The 17,495-nt window shown below is 49.8% G+C and carries 9 protein-coding genes; 6 read left to right on the forward strand and 3 right to left on the reverse strand.

Annotation, left to right across the window (positions count from 1 at the left end):
* The first annotated feature begins 52 nt into the window (after positions 1–52).
* On the forward strand, positions 53–1,717 hold the full coding sequence (locus ACHZA2_RS09120) for a histidine kinase N-terminal 7TM domain-containing protein (protein WP_319579452.1): 1,665 nt from the start codon (positions 53–55) through the stop codon (positions 1,715–1,717).
* 21 nt (positions 1,718–1,738) lie between these two features.
* Here the strand turns inward: ACHZA2_RS09120 and ACHZA2_RS09125 are convergent, their stop codons facing one another.
* The gene (locus ACHZA2_RS09125; RefSeq protein WP_319579453.1) at positions 1,739–3,280 is read right to left on the reverse strand and encodes a PAS domain-containing protein; all 1,542 of its coding nucleotides are present in this window, start codon (positions 3,278–3,280) and stop codon (positions 1,739–1,741) included.
* A 547-nt stretch (positions 3,281–3,827) separates the two neighbouring features.
* Here ACHZA2_RS09125 and ACHZA2_RS09130 point away from each other — a divergent pair.
* Genes ACHZA2_RS09130 through ACHZA2_RS09140 form a run of 3 tightly spaced genes read left to right on the forward strand, consistent with a single transcriptional unit; the run spans position 3,828 to position 10,752 of the window.
* Entirely contained in the window at positions 3,828–4,589 is a 762-nt protein-coding gene (locus tag ACHZA2_RS09130; protein ID WP_319579454.1) for a tetratricopeptide repeat protein, read from the forward strand.
* Positions 4,589–9,952, forward strand: coding sequence for a right-handed parallel beta-helix repeat-containing protein (locus ACHZA2_RS09135; RefSeq protein WP_319579455.1), 5,364 nt, complete (start codon positions 4,589–4,591; stop codon positions 9,950–9,952). The genes ACHZA2_RS09130 and ACHZA2_RS09135 overlap by 1 nt, the downstream gene beginning before the upstream one ends.
* Positions 9,949–10,752: a hypothetical protein gene (locus ACHZA2_RS09140; protein ID WP_319579456.1), complete on the forward strand. Its 804-nt coding sequence runs from the start codon at positions 9,949–9,951 to the stop codon at positions 10,750–10,752. Before ACHZA2_RS09135 ends, ACHZA2_RS09140 begins: the two co-directional genes overlap by 4 nt.
* A 30-nt stretch (positions 10,753–10,782) precedes the next feature.
* Here ACHZA2_RS09140 and ACHZA2_RS09145 read toward each other — a convergent pair whose 3' ends face one another.
* Entirely contained in the window at positions 10,783–11,463 is a 681-nt protein-coding gene (locus ACHZA2_RS09145; protein ID WP_319579457.1) for a hypothetical protein, read from the reverse strand.
* Between the two features lie 64 nt (positions 11,464–11,527).
* Here ACHZA2_RS09145 and ACHZA2_RS09150 point away from each other — a divergent pair, with 64 nt between their 5' ends.
* Together ACHZA2_RS09150 and ACHZA2_RS09155 are read left to right on the forward strand one after the other, a co-directional pair.
* On the forward strand, positions 11,528–15,865 hold the full coding sequence (locus tag ACHZA2_RS09150) for a right-handed parallel beta-helix repeat-containing protein (RefSeq protein WP_319579458.1): 4,338 nt from the start codon (positions 11,528–11,530) through the stop codon (positions 15,863–15,865).
* Positions 15,862–16,665 carry a hypothetical protein gene (locus ACHZA2_RS09155; protein WP_319579459.1) on the forward strand — a complete coding sequence of 268 codons (804 nt, stop codon included), beginning with the start codon at positions 15,862–15,864 and terminating at the stop codon, positions 16,663–16,665. The genes ACHZA2_RS09150 and ACHZA2_RS09155 overlap by 4 nt, the downstream gene beginning before the upstream one ends.
* 30 nt (positions 16,666–16,695) lie before the next feature.
* On the opposite strand, the gene ACHZA2_RS09160 is transcribed toward ACHZA2_RS09155, so the two are convergent.
* Complete coding sequence (locus ACHZA2_RS09160) at positions 16,696–17,493, reverse strand: hypothetical protein (protein ID WP_319579460.1); 798 nt, start codon at positions 17,491–17,493, stop codon at positions 16,696–16,698.
* Between the last annotated feature and the right edge of the window lie 2 nt (positions 17,494–17,495).

Below are 17,495 nucleotides of genomic sequence, written 5' to 3' on the forward strand. Positions count from 1 at the left end.
CTCCCATCCTTTCGCAACATTCAAACCTTAATACTCAGGTACCGTATATCATATGACCGTTGCTGCATTCCTGGTACTATTTACACTTGAATGCAGTGTCATTCTCCTGTACCTTTCGCTTCAGGTATACCGGCGGAAGACCATCCTCGGGCAGTACTACTTCTGGATGATCCTTTTTCTGCTTTCGATCATCTGCCTGCTCCTTAGCCTTGATAATCTTGGAGAGATTTACCCTGAGTTTGGACCATATCCCGCCTTCCCGGCAATTACCTTTTTGACCATCTTTTGTGGTCATCTTATCACGACTATCTGGTTCTTCTTCTGTCTGCTCTATGCAGGAAAGTCGAAGTATCTGACCAGGCCGATCATTGCACTTCTCCTTGTGTATACTATCATCGGATTCATCGTGTTCCAGATGGTCCGGCATTACTCCTATAGTTCAGGTATTCCACTGCTTGATACCTTCTTGTGGATATTCGGAATGTCAGCGCTGGCAAAATGCTGTATTCTGTATCTGGCAGGAATTGGTCTTCTGATTCAGAAGTACAGGAATGTTTCAGATCAGTTCAGGTACCAGATTCTGATCCTTGTCGGAACATCCTGCCTGGTTGTTCTGCTTGTCACATTTTTTGACAGCAAGTTGTTTCCCGGGTTTAATCCGGTTGGTATACATTTTGGAATCTGTGGACTTATATTCGGGTTCGGGATGCTTTATTTTGATCTGCTCACGTTCTCTCCGGTATTTCGGGAGCGGTTTTTTGGCGTTGTCGGGTCAGGTCTTGTGGTCCTTAATAACCGGTGTCAGATCATTGACATGAATGAGACTGCAGAGCAGATCCTGCATACAAGTCTTGCCGAGGTCTTTGGGAAACAACCATCAGAAATCGCAGTCTTTCCAGAAGGGTTCACCGGGATGCTCACGAGCCCGGATCTTCTCCGGAATGCATCTCCCATTTCAGTGCTGACCGATGATGAGACCAGGTGGTACCGGATATCTGTCCAGCATGATCATGGCAATGTCGGTGCAGAAGAGGTGTACCTTCTCATGATCACTGATATCACCCATAACATACTCCTGGAAAAGCAGGTATCAGAAGCGAATTCAAGGCTTATGGTTGAGAAGGAGAAGAAGCGTCATGAGCTGCTGTACCGGGAGTTCTTCAACTCACATCGCGATGCGATCCTGATTGTTGCCAACGGGGTGATCAGTGATTGTAACCAGGTAGCAGTGCAGTTTTTTGGGAAGAAGAGATCTGATATCATTGGTCTTGACCCGTGCCTGCTGTCTGCCCAGGTGCAGGGTCGTCAGTCTGATGTGCCTGATAAACTCAAGTATCAGATCTCACAGGCAGCTGCAGGAGATCTGATCGATTTTCCCTGGACGTTTCTTGCCAGTGATGCACCGGTTGAGACCGAGGTCAGACTCAGCAGACTGTTATATGACGACCAGGTTCTGGTTGAGATGTGTATCAGGGACATCTCCCATGTGGCTGCCGCCATGATGGAGGTACGTCAGGACAACGAGGTTCTGAACCGGATTGTTGCGAGTGACATCTATCTCTGGAACCAGGTCTCTCAGCTCACCAGACGAGACCATGCGGGTACTGGAGCAGAACATCAGCATTCTCTAGAAGAGATTGTTCAGATGGCTACACAGAATCTCAGTTCTGCTCCTGCACAACGCGATGGGAAGACCGGCAGTTCTGATACGATCTGAACTGCTATCTATGCCTCCCCCTTATCGGTTTATTGATTTGAGGTACTTGATGAGATGAGCCGGATGCTTCTCCCCGACATACAGATATGTGGTTTCCTGTTGTGTTCCATGTGAGGGTATCAGGTACCAGTGGGTCCTGCCGGTCTGCTGTTCTTCAATATGCGAAGCAGCCGTACCGGGAGAATGGCTGGTCTGGTCAGGTATGAGTGCCAGAAGTGATGCTGCGAGTTCAGGCGAGAGCACGTTTGTTATCGGGACATTATCTGCAAGGTCCTGTCCGGATATTGAGTATACCGTTGATGCGGTCTTGTTTGCAGTGATCAGGGCTCCCTGTCTGTTGACAGAAATGAGGGAGATCTTCATGGAGTCGAGGACAGTTTCAAGGACTGATATGAGGTGCTGTGTCCCGGTGATAAGAGCAGCATTCTCCTGTGTCTTTTCGGTAAGGAGTGCATAGATCTCACTGTAATGCTTCTGATGTCCTGCCTTTATATTCTGCATATCAGATGCACGGTGATAGAGTGTGCAGAGCAGGTTCAGGTACCCGGAGAGTGATTGAAGAAGTCTCACATGTGCAATCGAGACACTGCTGTCCTCAGTTCCTATCCCGAGGACGGTGGTACTGTTGCCGTTACTGCTGATTCCAAGCAGGGATATTGAGGAGATTCCCTTCTCCTGGCACATGGTCCTGAGAGGTTTTGGAAGCGGGGTGCTCGAGAGTGATTCAGGTGTGCCGGTGTAGTAGGTTGTCGGTTCTCTGGTCTTGTACTGGAGGATCTCGATGCCGGTCATGGGAATGGGGACTCCTGATATCTCCGGCTCTGTCCACCCTGCAGGGCTGGCGAGGGTGTGGATCATACATGTTCTGAGTGGCTCCTCGATGAGCAGGGTGAAGATCAGGGCATCTGGTATGGTTTCATGGAGTAATCGAGTGATCTGCCCGAGTGCCTGTGGCCAGGTATTTTCTGCCATGAGTCCCGGGACTGCTGCTGTAAACCTGCTCTCTGCAGTGGAGATCTGGGTATCGTTCTCACCCTGCAGGGGGGCTTGTGTCTGCAGGATGATGATGCAGAACTGGCTCTCGTTCAGTGCAATGGTGAGGGTTTTACAGCGTGGTACTCCGGTTTCATCCGGGAATGTGGCAGTTTTCCCACTCATTCCGGGCCCTGTCTGTTCTTTGATCACCTGTATGAGATCAGGGTAGAGGGGGACGAGCAGTTCTTCTGCTGATCTGCCAAGGATCTCATCTGGGTGTATCCCGAATGATCTGACATACTCTTTGTTTATTGCAATGACAGCGAATGATTCGTTTACAACCAGTACCGGTCCACTGATGGAATCGATGATCTGGGTAAGGACTGACTGATGTTTGAGAAAATAGATCTTGTATGAACTCTTCTGAATAAGCCCGAGTATGTCACTTTTGTGATAATCGCTACAGATCTGAGAGCATTTGTTGCGATTGATCCCGCTTTTTAGTGAGAGGTCTGATATCGAGAGTCCTGCAGGGTACTCACGAAATGTCTGGATGACCGTCTCGCGGTTCTGTTGTGTGATGATCATGTCTTTTCTTCGGTAATTTTGTGCAGCGTCGCTCGGTTCAGTGACATCGAATTCAATGCCGCGTTTGAGTTAATATCCGGTTTTACGGGGCTCTTAAGGGCCTGTGCAGATGCAGGAAAAACCTTAATCCTGCACTTTCAGCCGGGTTTCAGAATCCGGGCCCGCGGGGTTGAAATTCCTCCCGGTCATCCCCGGTGTCCTAAATTGTCCTGCACATCTCTTATATTTTCTATATTGTGCTCTTCAGGTCTAATAATTTTGTGATTGAATTCACTAATGACTCTTGTTACCTCATTTTTTAAGTGTCAATATGTGCAGGATATTGCATAATTCTTCTTCATATGGCGAATTTCTTAATTTTTTTATCTATTAACTACGTTTAATTTTTTATTTTTGCATCTATCCTGCACATTGATGCGTTTTTAATATTTTGATTGATTTATGGATTTATATTTTTGAATTAATATTTAAAATATGCAGGATTTTCAGACGGGGTTCGGCTTTTTCTCCTCAACCTTTATGTCTTTGCACCCGGAGATCCGGGTGTATGAAGAGGATGTGGTCCAGGTGGAAGATATGGCTTCTCTTTCTCCTGGTGGTTGTGGGAACAGCTCTGGTTGTGATACCCCGTGCTGAAGGTGCCGGTACCGATCTGTTCTCATCCGGTGATTATGCCGGGGCACTTGCTGCGTTTGAGAAAGAACTCGGTGAGACGACCGGGCCTGCACAGGCTCCGGTACTGAATAATATCGGTACCTGTTACATGGCACTCGGCCAGTCTGATCTGGCAGCCGGGAGTTATCAGAAGGCAGTTGATCTCGATCCCGGATACGGTCGTGGCTGGATCAATCTCGGGGTTGCCCTGGAGAAGCTTGGCAGGCCGGAGGAGGCACTGATGAGTTATGGCAGGGTGTCTGCTTCTGGTAATGAGGAACTGACTGCAGAGGCGAACGTCAAGAAAGGGACACTGCTAGCCGGCAGCGGCAGGTTTGATGAAGCGATTGCTGCGTTTGAGTCTGCTGAAGGTGATGCAAAAGGCTCGGTTGCTGTTGATATGTACACCGGCATTGGGGGTGCCGAGTTCATGAAGAATGATATCACCGCGGCAGAGATGGCGTTTCTGAATGCGATAGAGGTCGATCCCTCCGGTGCAGCCATGGCCTATACCAACCTTGGGGTGATCAGGATTGCACAGAACCGGTACGCAGAGGCAAAGTCAGCCTTTGAGACCGCGATACAGAATGATCCCCAGGGTAAGACCAAGGCAGCCAAGTACCTGAAGAAACTTCAGGGGATGGGTGTTGTGTGATGAAGGTCTTTGGATCACTCCTCATCCTTGTCATCCTTTTGGCAATGGCAACTCCCGGAGTATGTGCAGACGGGAACTCAACCGATACCGGTATGAGTGCATCCTCTGGTGATACTTCTTCTTCCTCTGATTCCGGGACGCCGGATACCGGAGCATCAGCCACATCCACGTCAGGTTCACCTGCAACCGATACGTCTTCGTCCGGTACCACTGATACATCAACATCAGGTTCGACTGGCACATCTTCGTCTGATAGTGCCTCTGGAACACCTGATACCGGTTCATCACCAACTACTGACTCATCTTCATCTGAATCTGGTGCTTCGACGCCAGGTTCATCATCCGACACATCTTCGTCTGATAGTACTTCCGGTACACCTGATACCGGTTCATCAACAACCGATACGTCTTCATCGGGCAGTCCCTCAACTTCACCAACCACCAGTTCCAGTTCAGCGACGAACTCTTCATCTTCCTCTTCAGACTCGACGACATCAGATACATCTTCTACACCAGATACATCTTCATCCGAATCTGCCTCAAATTCCACATCATCAGCCTCTTCTTCGTCAGGTACCTCTTCTGACGCAACTTCATCACCATCAAACACGACGACACCAGCAGCAAATACAACCGGTTCAGAGGCTTCTGACTCGTCAGGATCTGCTGAAGAAGAGACGACTCTCACCGCTGCCTTTGCTTCCCTTTCTGAAGCCTCGAACAGCACAGAAACGACCGAGAGTTCATCTGCATCTGATGGAACTTCTCTCACTAACAGCACCAACCTGACCGGGAGTTCTGACGACTCATCTGATACCCCTACCACCCAGGCTCGTCTCTTCTCGATGAGCAGAAGTTTATCTTCAACCTCTTCGACGGGTGAAGGTTCAGGTTCAGGCGTTGTGACACTCGGGACCGTGACGGTGACCAGTTCCGGATCCGGGACCCCGGTGTCGATTAATCATACCGGAGGAGATGGAGGGGCTGGATATTCCTACGATTCAGGCACTAAATCGTACACGATCACGAGGGGCGGGTCATATTTTCTTGATGAGGATATCGAGACCAGTAATTCATTCGCCATCGAGATTCAGGCATCAGATGTCACCCTTGATGGGAACAGCCATACCATCTCGTACACCGGATCAGACAACACCGGAACCTCGGGTGTGTTGATCGACTCAACCGCAAAAGGTGCGACGATTGAGAACTTTGCAGGAATCACCGGGTTTGAACATGGGATCTCGGCGTACGCAGAGGATGCTGAGATAGAGAACAATACGGTGTACTGGAACGATTATGGGATATATTCGAACAACACGTCTGTTACAATATTCGGGAATAATGCGAGCAGTAATATCTACGGGATCTGGTCATCCGGTGATTCTGCGAATATCACCGATAACATCGCATGTTTCAATAATGCAACCGGAGATGGGGAGGTCACCGGCGGGTACGGTATCTATTCGACCGGGGACCATGCAACGATTGCAGGGAACAACGCGAGTTTCAACTCGGTGAATGTGTCAAAGAGCGGGGATGCAACGGTGAGTGCAACCGGAGGGTATGGGATTTACTCGTCCGGTAATAATGCCATCATCAGAGAAAATACAGCAAGTGATAACACGGCTATTGCTTCGATATACAATAACCATGTCACTGGCTCTGACGACAATACCGGTAATGCATATAGTACGGGTGGGTATGGGATTTACTCGTCCGGTAAAAATATCACAATCAGTGAAAATACAGCAAGCAATAACACTGCTCTTGCTTCGATAGATTATGACTCATTTTCTACCAATGCCAAAATTATCGGCAATACAAGTAGTGTTGGTGGTTATGGTATCTCCTCTTCTGGTAATAATGTCACAATCAGTAAAAATACAGCAAGTAATAATACTGCGATTGCTTCGATATACTACGCCTTTGTCAACGCCATTCCCGGTTCCTCTTCCTCTTCCTCTTCCATAATTATCGGCAATACAAGTAGTGTTGGTGGTTATGGTATCTCCTCTTCGGGTGATAATGTCACGATCAGTGAAAATACTGCAAGCAATAACACTGCTCTTGCTTCGATATACTATGGCTCTGCCTCTGCCTTTCCTGATGGCTCTAACTATTACTCTGCCATAATTATCGGCAATACAAGTAGTGTTGGTGGTTATGGTATCTCCTCTTCTGGTAATAATGTCACAATCAGTGAAAATACAGCAAGTAACAACACTGCTCTTGCTTCGATATACTATGTTTCTGCCTCTGCTTCTAACACAGGCCCTGGCTCTGCCGTAATTATTGGCAATACTAGTAGTATAGGTGGCTCTGGCATCTCCTCTTCCGGGACAAATGCCACCATTAGCAATAATATAGCAAGCAACAACACTGCTCTTGCTTCGATAGATTATGCCTCTACCTCTACTTTTGGCTCTGGTATTGCCGTAATTACTGGCAATACTAGTAGTATAGGTGGCTCTGGCATCTCCTCTTCCGGGACAAATGCCACCATTAGCAATAATATAGCAAGCAACAACACAGCCAATGCCGCCATCACCGTCGGAACCGTAACCGGAAACGCTCCGATCACCACCACCTCTATCACCGGTGGTTTCGGCATCAATTCTACCGGAAATGACGCCACCATCTCTAACAACAACGCCTCGTTCAACTCAAACAGCGGCATAGTCTCCAGCGGTCAGAGATCCACGATCACCTGGAACACCGCGACTGGCAATGATGAGAACGGCATATACTCAACCGGCGATGATGCAGAGATCTCAGAGAACCGGGTCAGCAGTAATACCGTCGGGATAAACTCCACCGGGGCGAGGGTCACCATCTCCGGAAATGACGCCAGCAGGAATGTATACGGGATCAGATCATCCGGTGATTACGATAATATCAACGATAATGTAGCGTGTTTCAATAATGCAACTGGGGATGGAGAGGTCACCGGTGGATATGGGATCTGGTCTTCAGGAGATCATGCAACGATCACCGGGAACAATGCGAGTTTTAACTCGGCTACCGGGATCAATAGTACTAGTAGTAGTTCGGGAAGTGCTTATTCGCTTGTGAACGTCACCGGTGGATATGGGATATACTCAACCGGGAATGATACGGTTATCACGAACAATGAGGCCAACAGAAACTTTGCATATGCCACCTCTTCCTCCTCCTTAACATCAACAGGAAAAGCCAATGGAGGATATGGGATCTACTCACAAGGTACCAATGTTACCATTTCAGACAACTTGGTGAACAATAACTCTGCATATGCTTCTTCCTTGTCCTCCCATATTGCATCAGTTGCTACTGCGACTGTTATTGGGGGTTATGGTATATATTCACAAGGAAACACTGCTACCATTTCAAACAACGAGGGGAACAATAACTCTGCATATGCCTTCTCGTCCTCCATCCACTCCTCATCAGGAACAGCCAATGGGGGTTATGGTATATACTCACAAGGAACCAATGTTACCATAGCAAACAACGAGGCTTGTAATAACTCTGCATATACCTCTTCTTCCTCTTCCTCTTCCTCCTCCGTCCCCTCCGACTCAACAGTAACAACCGATGGAGGATATGGGATCTACTCACAAGGATCCAATGTTACCATTTCTGACAACTTGGTGAACAATAATTCGGCATATGCCACCTCTTCTTCCTCTTCCTTGTCCTCCCACATCCCCTCCGACTCAACAGTAACAACCGATGGAGGATATGGGATCTACTCACAAGGATCCAATGTTACCATTTCTGACAACTTGGTGAACAATAATTCGGCATATGCCACCTCCTCTTCCTCCTCGCCCTCCTCCTCCGACTCATCTGTAACAACCAATGGAGGATATGGAATATACTCACAAGGTACCAATGTTACCATTTTTGACAACTTGGTGAACAATAATTCGGCATATGCCACCTCCTCTTCCTCCTCGTCCTCTTCGCCCTCCTCCTCCGACGCTTCTGTAACAACCAATGGAGGATATGGAATATACTCACAAGGAAACAACGTTACCATAGCAAACAACGAGGCTTGCAATAACACTGCATATGCCACCTCTTCTTCTTCCTCCTCTTCCTCCCTCCCCCACAACTCCGACTCAACGGCAACTGCAAAATCCAGTGGTGGTTATGGAATATACTCACAAGGAAACAACGTTACCATAGCAAACAACGAGGCTTGTAATAACACTGCATATGCCTCCTCTTCCTCCTCCACCTCTTCTTCTTCTTCCTCCTCACTGGCAACAGCAACAGCCAATGGCGGCACCGGTATCCTCTCTTCAGGCGATTATGCTACCATCTTCAACAACACCGCATCCAATAACATGATAACCGGATCTGCAACCGCAACTGGCCCTGGAACACTTATAAAAACCCTGACACTCACCGACGGCTTCGGCATAAACGCTACCGGGAACGATGCCACCATCACCGAAAACCGGGTATCAGCCAACCGGTACGGCATCGGGATCTCTGACTCAGCAACCGGCCTGAACCTGACCGGGAACTGGATCAATCAGAGTACAGAATCAGGTCTGAACATCTCAGACGACGGTGGAGGCGGCGGGGGCTCCATCTTCAATAATTATTTCGGAAATGATCTGAACGTCTGTGCAACGGCCTCGTCAGCGGGACGGTATCACTGGAACAACACCGAACCGACCCTGGCCAGTAATTCTATGAGAACAACTGCTGCTTCAGAGACAAACATCGTCGACGGCTCATACCGTGCCGGAAACTACTGGAGCAACGCCACCGGAGACGGATGGTCTGACCAGCAGACACCAAATGAGACCGGGTACTCGCTGACTCCGTATGAAGTGACATCAGGAGTCTATGATTACAACCCGCTGATCGGGACTTTACCAACAGCCTCACCGACTCCTACACCCACTGTCTCACCCACACAAACAACAACGACAACAGACGATTCCGGCTCTTACTTTATGGACAACAGCGATCCGGCCCCTAACCACCCCGGTATCTACCTTGTCATCACCTCTGCAACATTTTCAGGCAGTGCAGCATCAGGAAGCTCGACATCTTTGAACCTTGTCCTTGAGAACAGGGGTTCTATCCAACTCTCAAACCAGGCCCGGATCATCCTTGTCCCGGCAAATGCCCAGGCTCAGTTAATAGGAGAACAACCGCTTGTATTCAAAGATGGAACGTACCATCTCACCTACCAACTCCAGGTCCCGTCACTACCCGGGACCTACGTCTACATCTTCAAACCGATGCAGATCACCAGAGATCCGACCACCGGGAAAGACATCCGTATCCCGGCCGGGGATCCGGTCCAGTTCACCGTCACCGTCGGGGCTGATGGAACAGTCACGGTGAGATCACCATGAGGTTGATCTGCATCTTCCTCGTGCTCCTGCTCATCGGAGGAGTATCTGCTGACCGGCTCCCCTCCGGTATGCCTGAATCCCAGATCTTCTCGATCGACACAACACTCAGTGCAACCGGGATCACAGACCAGTCAACGAAGATGGACTGGACAGTATCAAGCGGAACACCCCTGGAGAGCAACAAACTCAACAGTTCTGATCTCATCTCCCTCGTCAGATACAGTGACTCACTCATGGGAAACGGCGGAACCATCATCGAGGTGAAGAACTTTGAGTTTAACTCAAACTATCAGGGAAGATCGGCATACAACATCGACAGCGAGAAGATCCTGACCTACAACAGCCATGACGGCTCCCACCTCCTCGGAGCAGAGAGCCTTATGATGGACAACATGGGCAACTGCACCAGTGACTCTTCGCCACCCCGGTGTGTCTTTGCTGACCATAACGAGATTCTGATGCCAGCATTCTGCAATATCGTTCAGGCCAAAAGCGATCTCATCAACATCAATCAGGCAAAGATCTCGGGCCATGGAGAGATCAGATCGGCAGGCGGATTCAGCACCCCGGCAGCACTGAACTACCGGATAGCGGTCACGGCTGACAAGAATGTACCTGCACAGGGGACCGTCAGAACCGAATTTGCAGGAAGTATCATGGAGGCCCGGGATACCAATCAGTCAGATAACACCTGGAACAAAACCGCTGCAACCAATTCGTGGAAGGATAGGACTGGCACAACTGGTGAGATCAGAAACCTGCAGAAGCGGTTCGGATACGTATCCGGGATGAGGGTGTGACAAAATGTATGGGTGTTGTGTGATGAAGGTCTATGGATCACTCCTCATCCTTGTCATCCTTTTGGCAGTGGCAACTCCCGGAGTATGTGCAGACGGGAATTCAACCGATACGACAGTGAGTGCATCCTCTGGTGATTCTTCTTCTTCCTCTGATTCCGGGACACCAGATACCGGAGCATCAGATACATCCACGTCAGGATCATCAGTGACTGATACGTCTTCATCCGGTACCTCCGGCACTTCAGCATCAGGTTCGACTGGCACATCTTCGTCTGATAGTGCCTCCGGAACACCTGATACCGGTTCATCACCAACTACTGACTCATCTTCATCTGAATCTGGTGCTTCGACGCCAGGTTCATCAACAACTGACACGTCTTCATCGGGCAGTCCCTCAACTCCAGCGACGAACTCTTCCTTCTCCTCTTCTGACTCGACGACACCGGATACATCCCCGACAGTAGACACGTCTTCATCCGAATCTGCCTCAAATTCCACATCATCAGCCTCTTCTTCGTCAGGTACATCTTCATCAAACACGACGACACCAGCAGCAAATACGACCGGTTCAGAGGCTTCTGACTCGTCAGGTTCTGCTGAAGAAGAGACGACTCTCACCGCTGCCTTTGCGGCTCTCTCTGAAGTCTCGAATACGACAGAATCCACCGGAGACTCTTCTGTATCTGACGGTGTCTCGCTGACGAACAGCACCAACCTGACCGGGAGTTCTGACGACTCATCTGATACCCCTTCTGCCCCGTCCCGTCTCTTCTCGATGAGCAGGAGTTTATCTGCAACCTCTTCGACGAGCGAAGGTTCAGGTTCAGGTGTTGTGACCCTTGGAACCGTGACGGTGACCAGTTCCGGATCCGGGACCCCGGTCTCGATTAATCATACCGGAGGAGATGGAGGGGCCGGGTATTCCTACGATTCAGGCACTAAATCGTACACGATTACGAGGGGCGGGTCATACTTTCTTGATGAGGATATCGAGACCAGTAATTCATTCGCCATCGAGATTCAGGCATCAGATGTCACCCTGGACGGGAACAGCCATACCATCTCGTTCACCGGATCAGACAACACCGGGACATCGGGTGTGTTGATCGACTCAACCGCAAAAGGTGCGACGATTGAGAACTTTGCAGGAATCACCGGGTTTGAACATGGGATCTCGGTGTACGCAGAGGATGCTGAGATCGAGAACAATACGGTGTACTGGAACGATTATGGGATATATTCGAACAACACATCTGCGACGATATTCGGGAATAATGCGAGCAGTAATGTGTACGGGATATGGGCATCGGGTGATTACGCGAATATCAGTGATAATGTAGCGTGTTTCAACAGCAACTCCACCCTCGCCAGCGTCGGGACGAACTCATGGGAGGTCACCGGGGGATACGGGATCTACTCGACCGGAGATTACTCGACGATCCAGGGGAACAACGCGAGTTTCAACTCGGTGAATGCTTCCCGGGATGTAACCACCTCTGGTTTTATTCGTAATGAAAAAGTCAATGCCACTGGTGGGTACGGGATCTACTCAACGGGGAATGATGTGATAATAAGGGATAATATTGCGAGTAACAATTCGGCTGTGGCTGTTCTTGATGCCTCTTCCTCTGAAATGGTCTATTTAAATTCCGCATGTGCAACAGGTGGCTTTGGGATAGAGGCAACAGGGAATAATGCGACCATAACGAACAACAATGCGGATTTCAACTCAGCTACTGCTGTTCTAAATGCCTCTACCTCTGTCGATTCCTCTGAAGCCGATTCCATTACCAATTCCGCATCAGCAAGAGGTGGATACGGAATAGAATCTACCGGGAGCAATGTGATCATAACGAACAACAATGCGAATTTCAACTCGGCTACTGCTGTTCTAAATGCCTCTGCCAATTCCTATGTCTCTAATGGCTTAGCCTTTGCCTCTGCCAATTCCGCATCAGCAAGAGGTGGATACGGAATAGAATCTACCGGGAGCAATGCGACCATAACGAACAACAATGCGAATTTCAACTCGGCTACTGCTGTTCTAAATGCCTCTGCCAATTCCTATGGGAATGGCAATAAAGCCTTTGCCGCTTCCAATTCCGCATCAGCAAGAGGTGGATACGGAATAGAATCTACCGGGAGCAATGCGACCATAACGAACAACAATGCGAATTTCAACTCGGCTACTGCTGTTCTAAATGCCTTTGCCTATTCTTATGACTCTGGGACAGGTGTCAAGGCCTCTTTCAATTCCGCATCGGCTACAGGTGGATTCGGTATGGAATCTACCGGGAGCAATGCCACTATCTCGAACAATACCGCTGATTCCAACTCTGCTAGTGCTGTCCTCATTGCTTCTGCCTCTGGAGTTGCTCCCTATGCAGATTCAAATTCTGCCGTAGCCACCGGGGGCTATGGCATAGAATCAACAAGTAGCAATGCCACTATCTCGAACAACACCGCAATGCACAACACAGCAGCGGTTTCAGCCACAGCCTTTGCAAACGGCATCAGCCAGGCCACTACTACCTCCCTCACCGGCGGCTTTGGCATCAACGCCACCGGGAGCGACGCCGCTATCACCGGGAACAACGCCTCCTTCAACTCAAACAGCGGCATTGCCTCCAGCGGTTTAGGATCCCTGATCACCGGCAACACCGCGACTGGCAATGAGGAGAACGGGATATACTCAACCGGCGATGCAGCCACGATATCAGAGAACAGCGTGAGCAGCAACGTCGTCGGGATAAACTCCACCGGAGTAAGGGCCGCCATCTCCGGAAATGACGCCAGCAGGAACGTGTACGGGATCAGGTCGTCGGGTGATTACGCGAATATCAGTGATAATGTAGCGTGTTTCAATAATGCAACCGGGGATGGAGAGGTCACCGGTGGGTATGGGATCTGGTCTTCAGGAGATCATGCTACGATCACCGGGAACAATGCGAGTTTCAACTTGGCTACCGGGATCAATAGTACAAGTAGTAGTACAAGCGATGTCACTTCGCTCGTGAACGTCACCGGAGGATACGGTATCTACTCGACCGGGAATGATGTGATCATCAGGGAGAATGCGGCGAGTTTCAACTCGGCTACCTCGATTCTGAATGTTTTTGCTTCTGGCAATGCCGATGTCAATTCCACTTCGGCTTCTGCGAACGGCGGTTTTGGGATAGAGTCCACAGGGAATAATGCAACCATTACGAACAACAACGCGATTGGCAACTCGGCAACCTCGATTCTGAATGCTTCTGCTTCTGTCTATGCCGATGCCAATTTCAATTCGGCTTCTGTTAACGGCGGTTTTGGGATAGAGTCCACAGGGAACAATGCAACCATAACGAACAACACCGCGGATAGAAATTCGGCAACCTCGATTCTGAATGTTTCTGCTTCTTCTGGTTTTGCCAGTACCAATGCCGATTCTAATTCGGCTTCTACTAACGGTGGTTTTGGGATAGAGTCCACAGGGAACAATGCAACCATTACGAACAACACCGCGGATGGAAATTCGGCTACCTCGATTCTGGATGCTTCTGTTTCTGTTTCTGCCATTGGCAGTGCCTATGCCTATGCCAATTCGGCTTCTGTTAACGGCGGTTTTGGGATAGAGTCCACAGGGAACAATGCAACCATTACGAACAACGCCGCGGATGGAAATTCGGCTACCTCGATTCTGAATGCTTCTACTTCTGGCTATGACAGAGGCTATGCCAATGCCTTATCAAATTCGGCTTCTACTAACGGTGGTTTTGGGATAGAGTCCACAGGGAACAATGCAACTATTACGAACAACACCGCGGATGGGAACTCGGCTACCACGATTCTGAATGCTTCAGCTTCAACTTCTGGTTCTGGTTATGCCAATGCCTTATCAAATTCGGCTTCTGCTAACGGCGGTTTTGGGATAGAGTCAACAGGGAACTATGCAACCATTACGAACAACACCGCGGATGGGAACTCGGCTACCTCGATTCTGAATGCTTCTGCATCTGCTTCGGCTTCTATATATGCCGATGCCAATTCCAATTCGGCTTCTGCGAACGGCGGTTTTGGGATAGAGTCCACAGGGGACTATGTCACCATTACAAACAACACCGCCAATGCCAACACCGCAACCATTTCAGCCAGTGCATTCGAAAACGGTGTTAGCCAGGCCACAACCACCTCCCTCACCGGCGGCTTCGGCATCAACGCTACCGGCAACGACGCCACCATCACCGACAACCGCGTCTCCGGGAACCGGTACGGTATCGGGATCTCTGACTCAGCGACAGGCCTGAACCTGACCGGGAACTGGATAAACCAGAGCACGGATGCAGGGCTCAACATCTCTGACAACGGAGGAGGCGGAAACGGGTACATCTTCAACAACTACTTCGGCAGCGACCTGAACGTCTGTGCAACGGCCTCGTCAGCCAACCAGTACCACTGGAACAACAGCGAACCCAGGCTTGGAACAAACATCGTCGGTGGAAAATACCATGCCGGCAACTACTGGAGCAACGCCACCGGAGACGGATGGTCTGACCAGCAGACACCAAATGAGACCGGGTACTCGCTGACTCCGTATGAAGTGACATCAGGAGTCTATGATTACAACCCGCTGATCGGGACTTTACCAACAGCCTCACCGACTCCTACACCCACTGTCTCACCCACACAAACAACAACGACAACAGACGATTCCGGCTCTTACTTTATGGACAACAGCGATCCGACCACTGGCCACACCGGTGTCTATCTCGTCATCACTTCTGCAACATTAGAGGGAAGTGCAGCATCAGGCAGTTCGACTACTTTGAACCTTGTCCTTGAGAACAGGGGTTCTATCCAACTCTCAAACCAGGCCCGGATCATCCTTGTCCCGGCAAATGCCCAGGCTCAGTTAATAGGAGAACAACCGCTTGTATTCAAAGACGGAACGTACCATCTCACCTATCAACTTCAGGTCTCGTCACTGCCAGGTACCTACGTCTACATCTTCAAACCGATGCAGATCACCAGAGATCCGACCTCCGGAAAAGATATCCGTATCCCGGCAGGTGATCCGGTACAGTTCACCGTCACCGTCGGAGCTGATGGAACAGTCACGGTGAAATCACCATGAGGGTGATCTGCATCCTTATCGTGCTCCTGCTCATCGGAGGAGTATCTGCAGACCGGCTCCCGTCAGGTATGCCTGAGTCCCAGATCTTCTCGATCGGAACAACACTCAGTGCAACCGGGATCACAGACCAGTCAACGAAGATGGACTGGATTGTATCAAGCGGAACTCCCCTGGAGAGTAACAAACTCAACAGTTCTGATCTCATCTCCCTCGTCAGGTACAGTGACTCACTCATGGGAAACGGCGGAACCATCATCGAGGTGAAGAACTTTGAGTTTAACTCAAACTCGCAGGGAAGATCGGCATACAACATCGACAGCGAGAAGATCCTGACCTACAACAGCCATGACGGTTCCCATCTCCTCGGAGCAGAGATCCTGATGATGGACAACATGGGCAACTGCACCAGTGACACTTCACCACCCCGGTGTGTCTTTGCTGATCATAATGAGATCCTGATGCCTTCATTCTGCAACATCGTCCAGGCAAAGAGTGATCTCATCAACATCAACCAGGCAAAGATCTCGGACAAAGGAGAGATCAGATCAGCAGGCGGATTCAGCACCCCGGCAGCACTGAACTACCGGATAGCGGTCACGGCTGACAAGAATGTACCTGCACAGGGGACCGTCAGAACCGAATTTGCAGGAAGTATCATGGAGGCCCGGGATACCAACCAGTCAGATAACACCTGGAACAAAACCGCTGCAACCAATTCGTGGAAGGATAGGACTGGCACAACTGGTGAGATCAGAAACCTGCAGAAGCGGTTCGGATACGTATCCGGGATGAGGGTGTGACAAAATGTATGGGTGTTGTGTGATGAAGGTCTATGGATCACTCCTCATCCTTGTCATCCTTTTAGCAGTGGCAACTCCCGGAGTATGTGCAGACGGGAATTCAACCGATACCGGTGTGAGTGCATCCTCTGGGGACACTTCTTCTTCCTCTGATTCCGGGACACCAGATACCGGAGCATCAGCCACATCCACGTCAGGTTCACCTGCAACCGATACGTCTTCGTCCGGTACCACTGATACATCAACATCAGGTTCGACTGGCACATCTTCGTCTGATAGTGCCTCCGGAACACCTGATACCGGTTCATCACCAACTACTGACTCATCTTCATCTGAATCTGGTGCTTCGACGCCAGGTTCATCATCCGACACATCTTCGTCTGACAGTACCTCCGATACAACAGATACTGGTTCATCAACAACTGACACGTCTTCATCGGGCAGTCCCTCAACTCCAGCGACCGGTTCACCACCAGCGACGAACTCTTCCTCCTCCTCTTCTGACTCGACGACACCGGATACATCCCCGACAGTAGACACGTTTTCATCCGAATCTGCCTCAAATTCCACATCATCAGCCTCTTCTTCGTCAGGTACATCTTCATCAAACACGACGACACCAGCAGCAAATACAACAAGTTCAGAGGCATCTGACTCGTCAGGATCTGCTGAAGAAGAGACGACTCTCACCGCTGCCTTTGCCTCCCTTTCTGAAGCCTCGAACAGCACAGAAACCGCCGAGAGTTCATCTGCATCTGATGGAACTTCTCTCACTAACAGCACCAACCTGACCGGGAGTTCTGACGACTCATCTGATACCCCTACCACCC

This window comes from uncultured Methanospirillum sp. (assembly GCF_963668415.2).
GTDB lineage: Archaea > Halobacteriota > Methanomicrobia > Methanomicrobiales > Methanospirillaceae > Methanospirillum.

Coding starts and splice junctions, on each gene's coding strand:
- ACHZA2_RS09120 (WP_319579452.1), top strand. CDS start 53: ATGACCGTTGCTGCATTCCTGGTACTATTTACACTTGAATGCAGTGTC.
- ACHZA2_RS09125 (WP_319579453.1), bottom strand. CDS start 3,280: ATGATCATCACACAACAGAACCGCGAGACGGTCATCCAGACATTTCGT.
- ACHZA2_RS09130 (WP_319579454.1), top strand. CDS start 3,828: ATGAAGAGGATGTGGTCCAGGTGGAAGATATGGCTTCTCTTTCTCCTG.
- ACHZA2_RS09135 (WP_319579455.1), top strand. CDS start 4,589: ATGAAGGTCTTTGGATCACTCCTCATCCTTGTCATCCTTTTGGCAATG.
- ACHZA2_RS09140 (WP_319579456.1), top strand. CDS start 9,949: ATGAGGTTGATCTGCATCTTCCTCGTGCTCCTGCTCATCGGAGGAGTA.
- ACHZA2_RS09150 (WP_319579458.1), top strand. CDS start 11,528: ATGAGCAGGAGTTTATCTGCAACCTCTTCGACGAGCGAAGGTTCAGGT.
- ACHZA2_RS09155 (WP_319579459.1), top strand. CDS start 15,862: ATGAGGGTGATCTGCATCCTTATCGTGCTCCTGCTCATCGGAGGAGTA.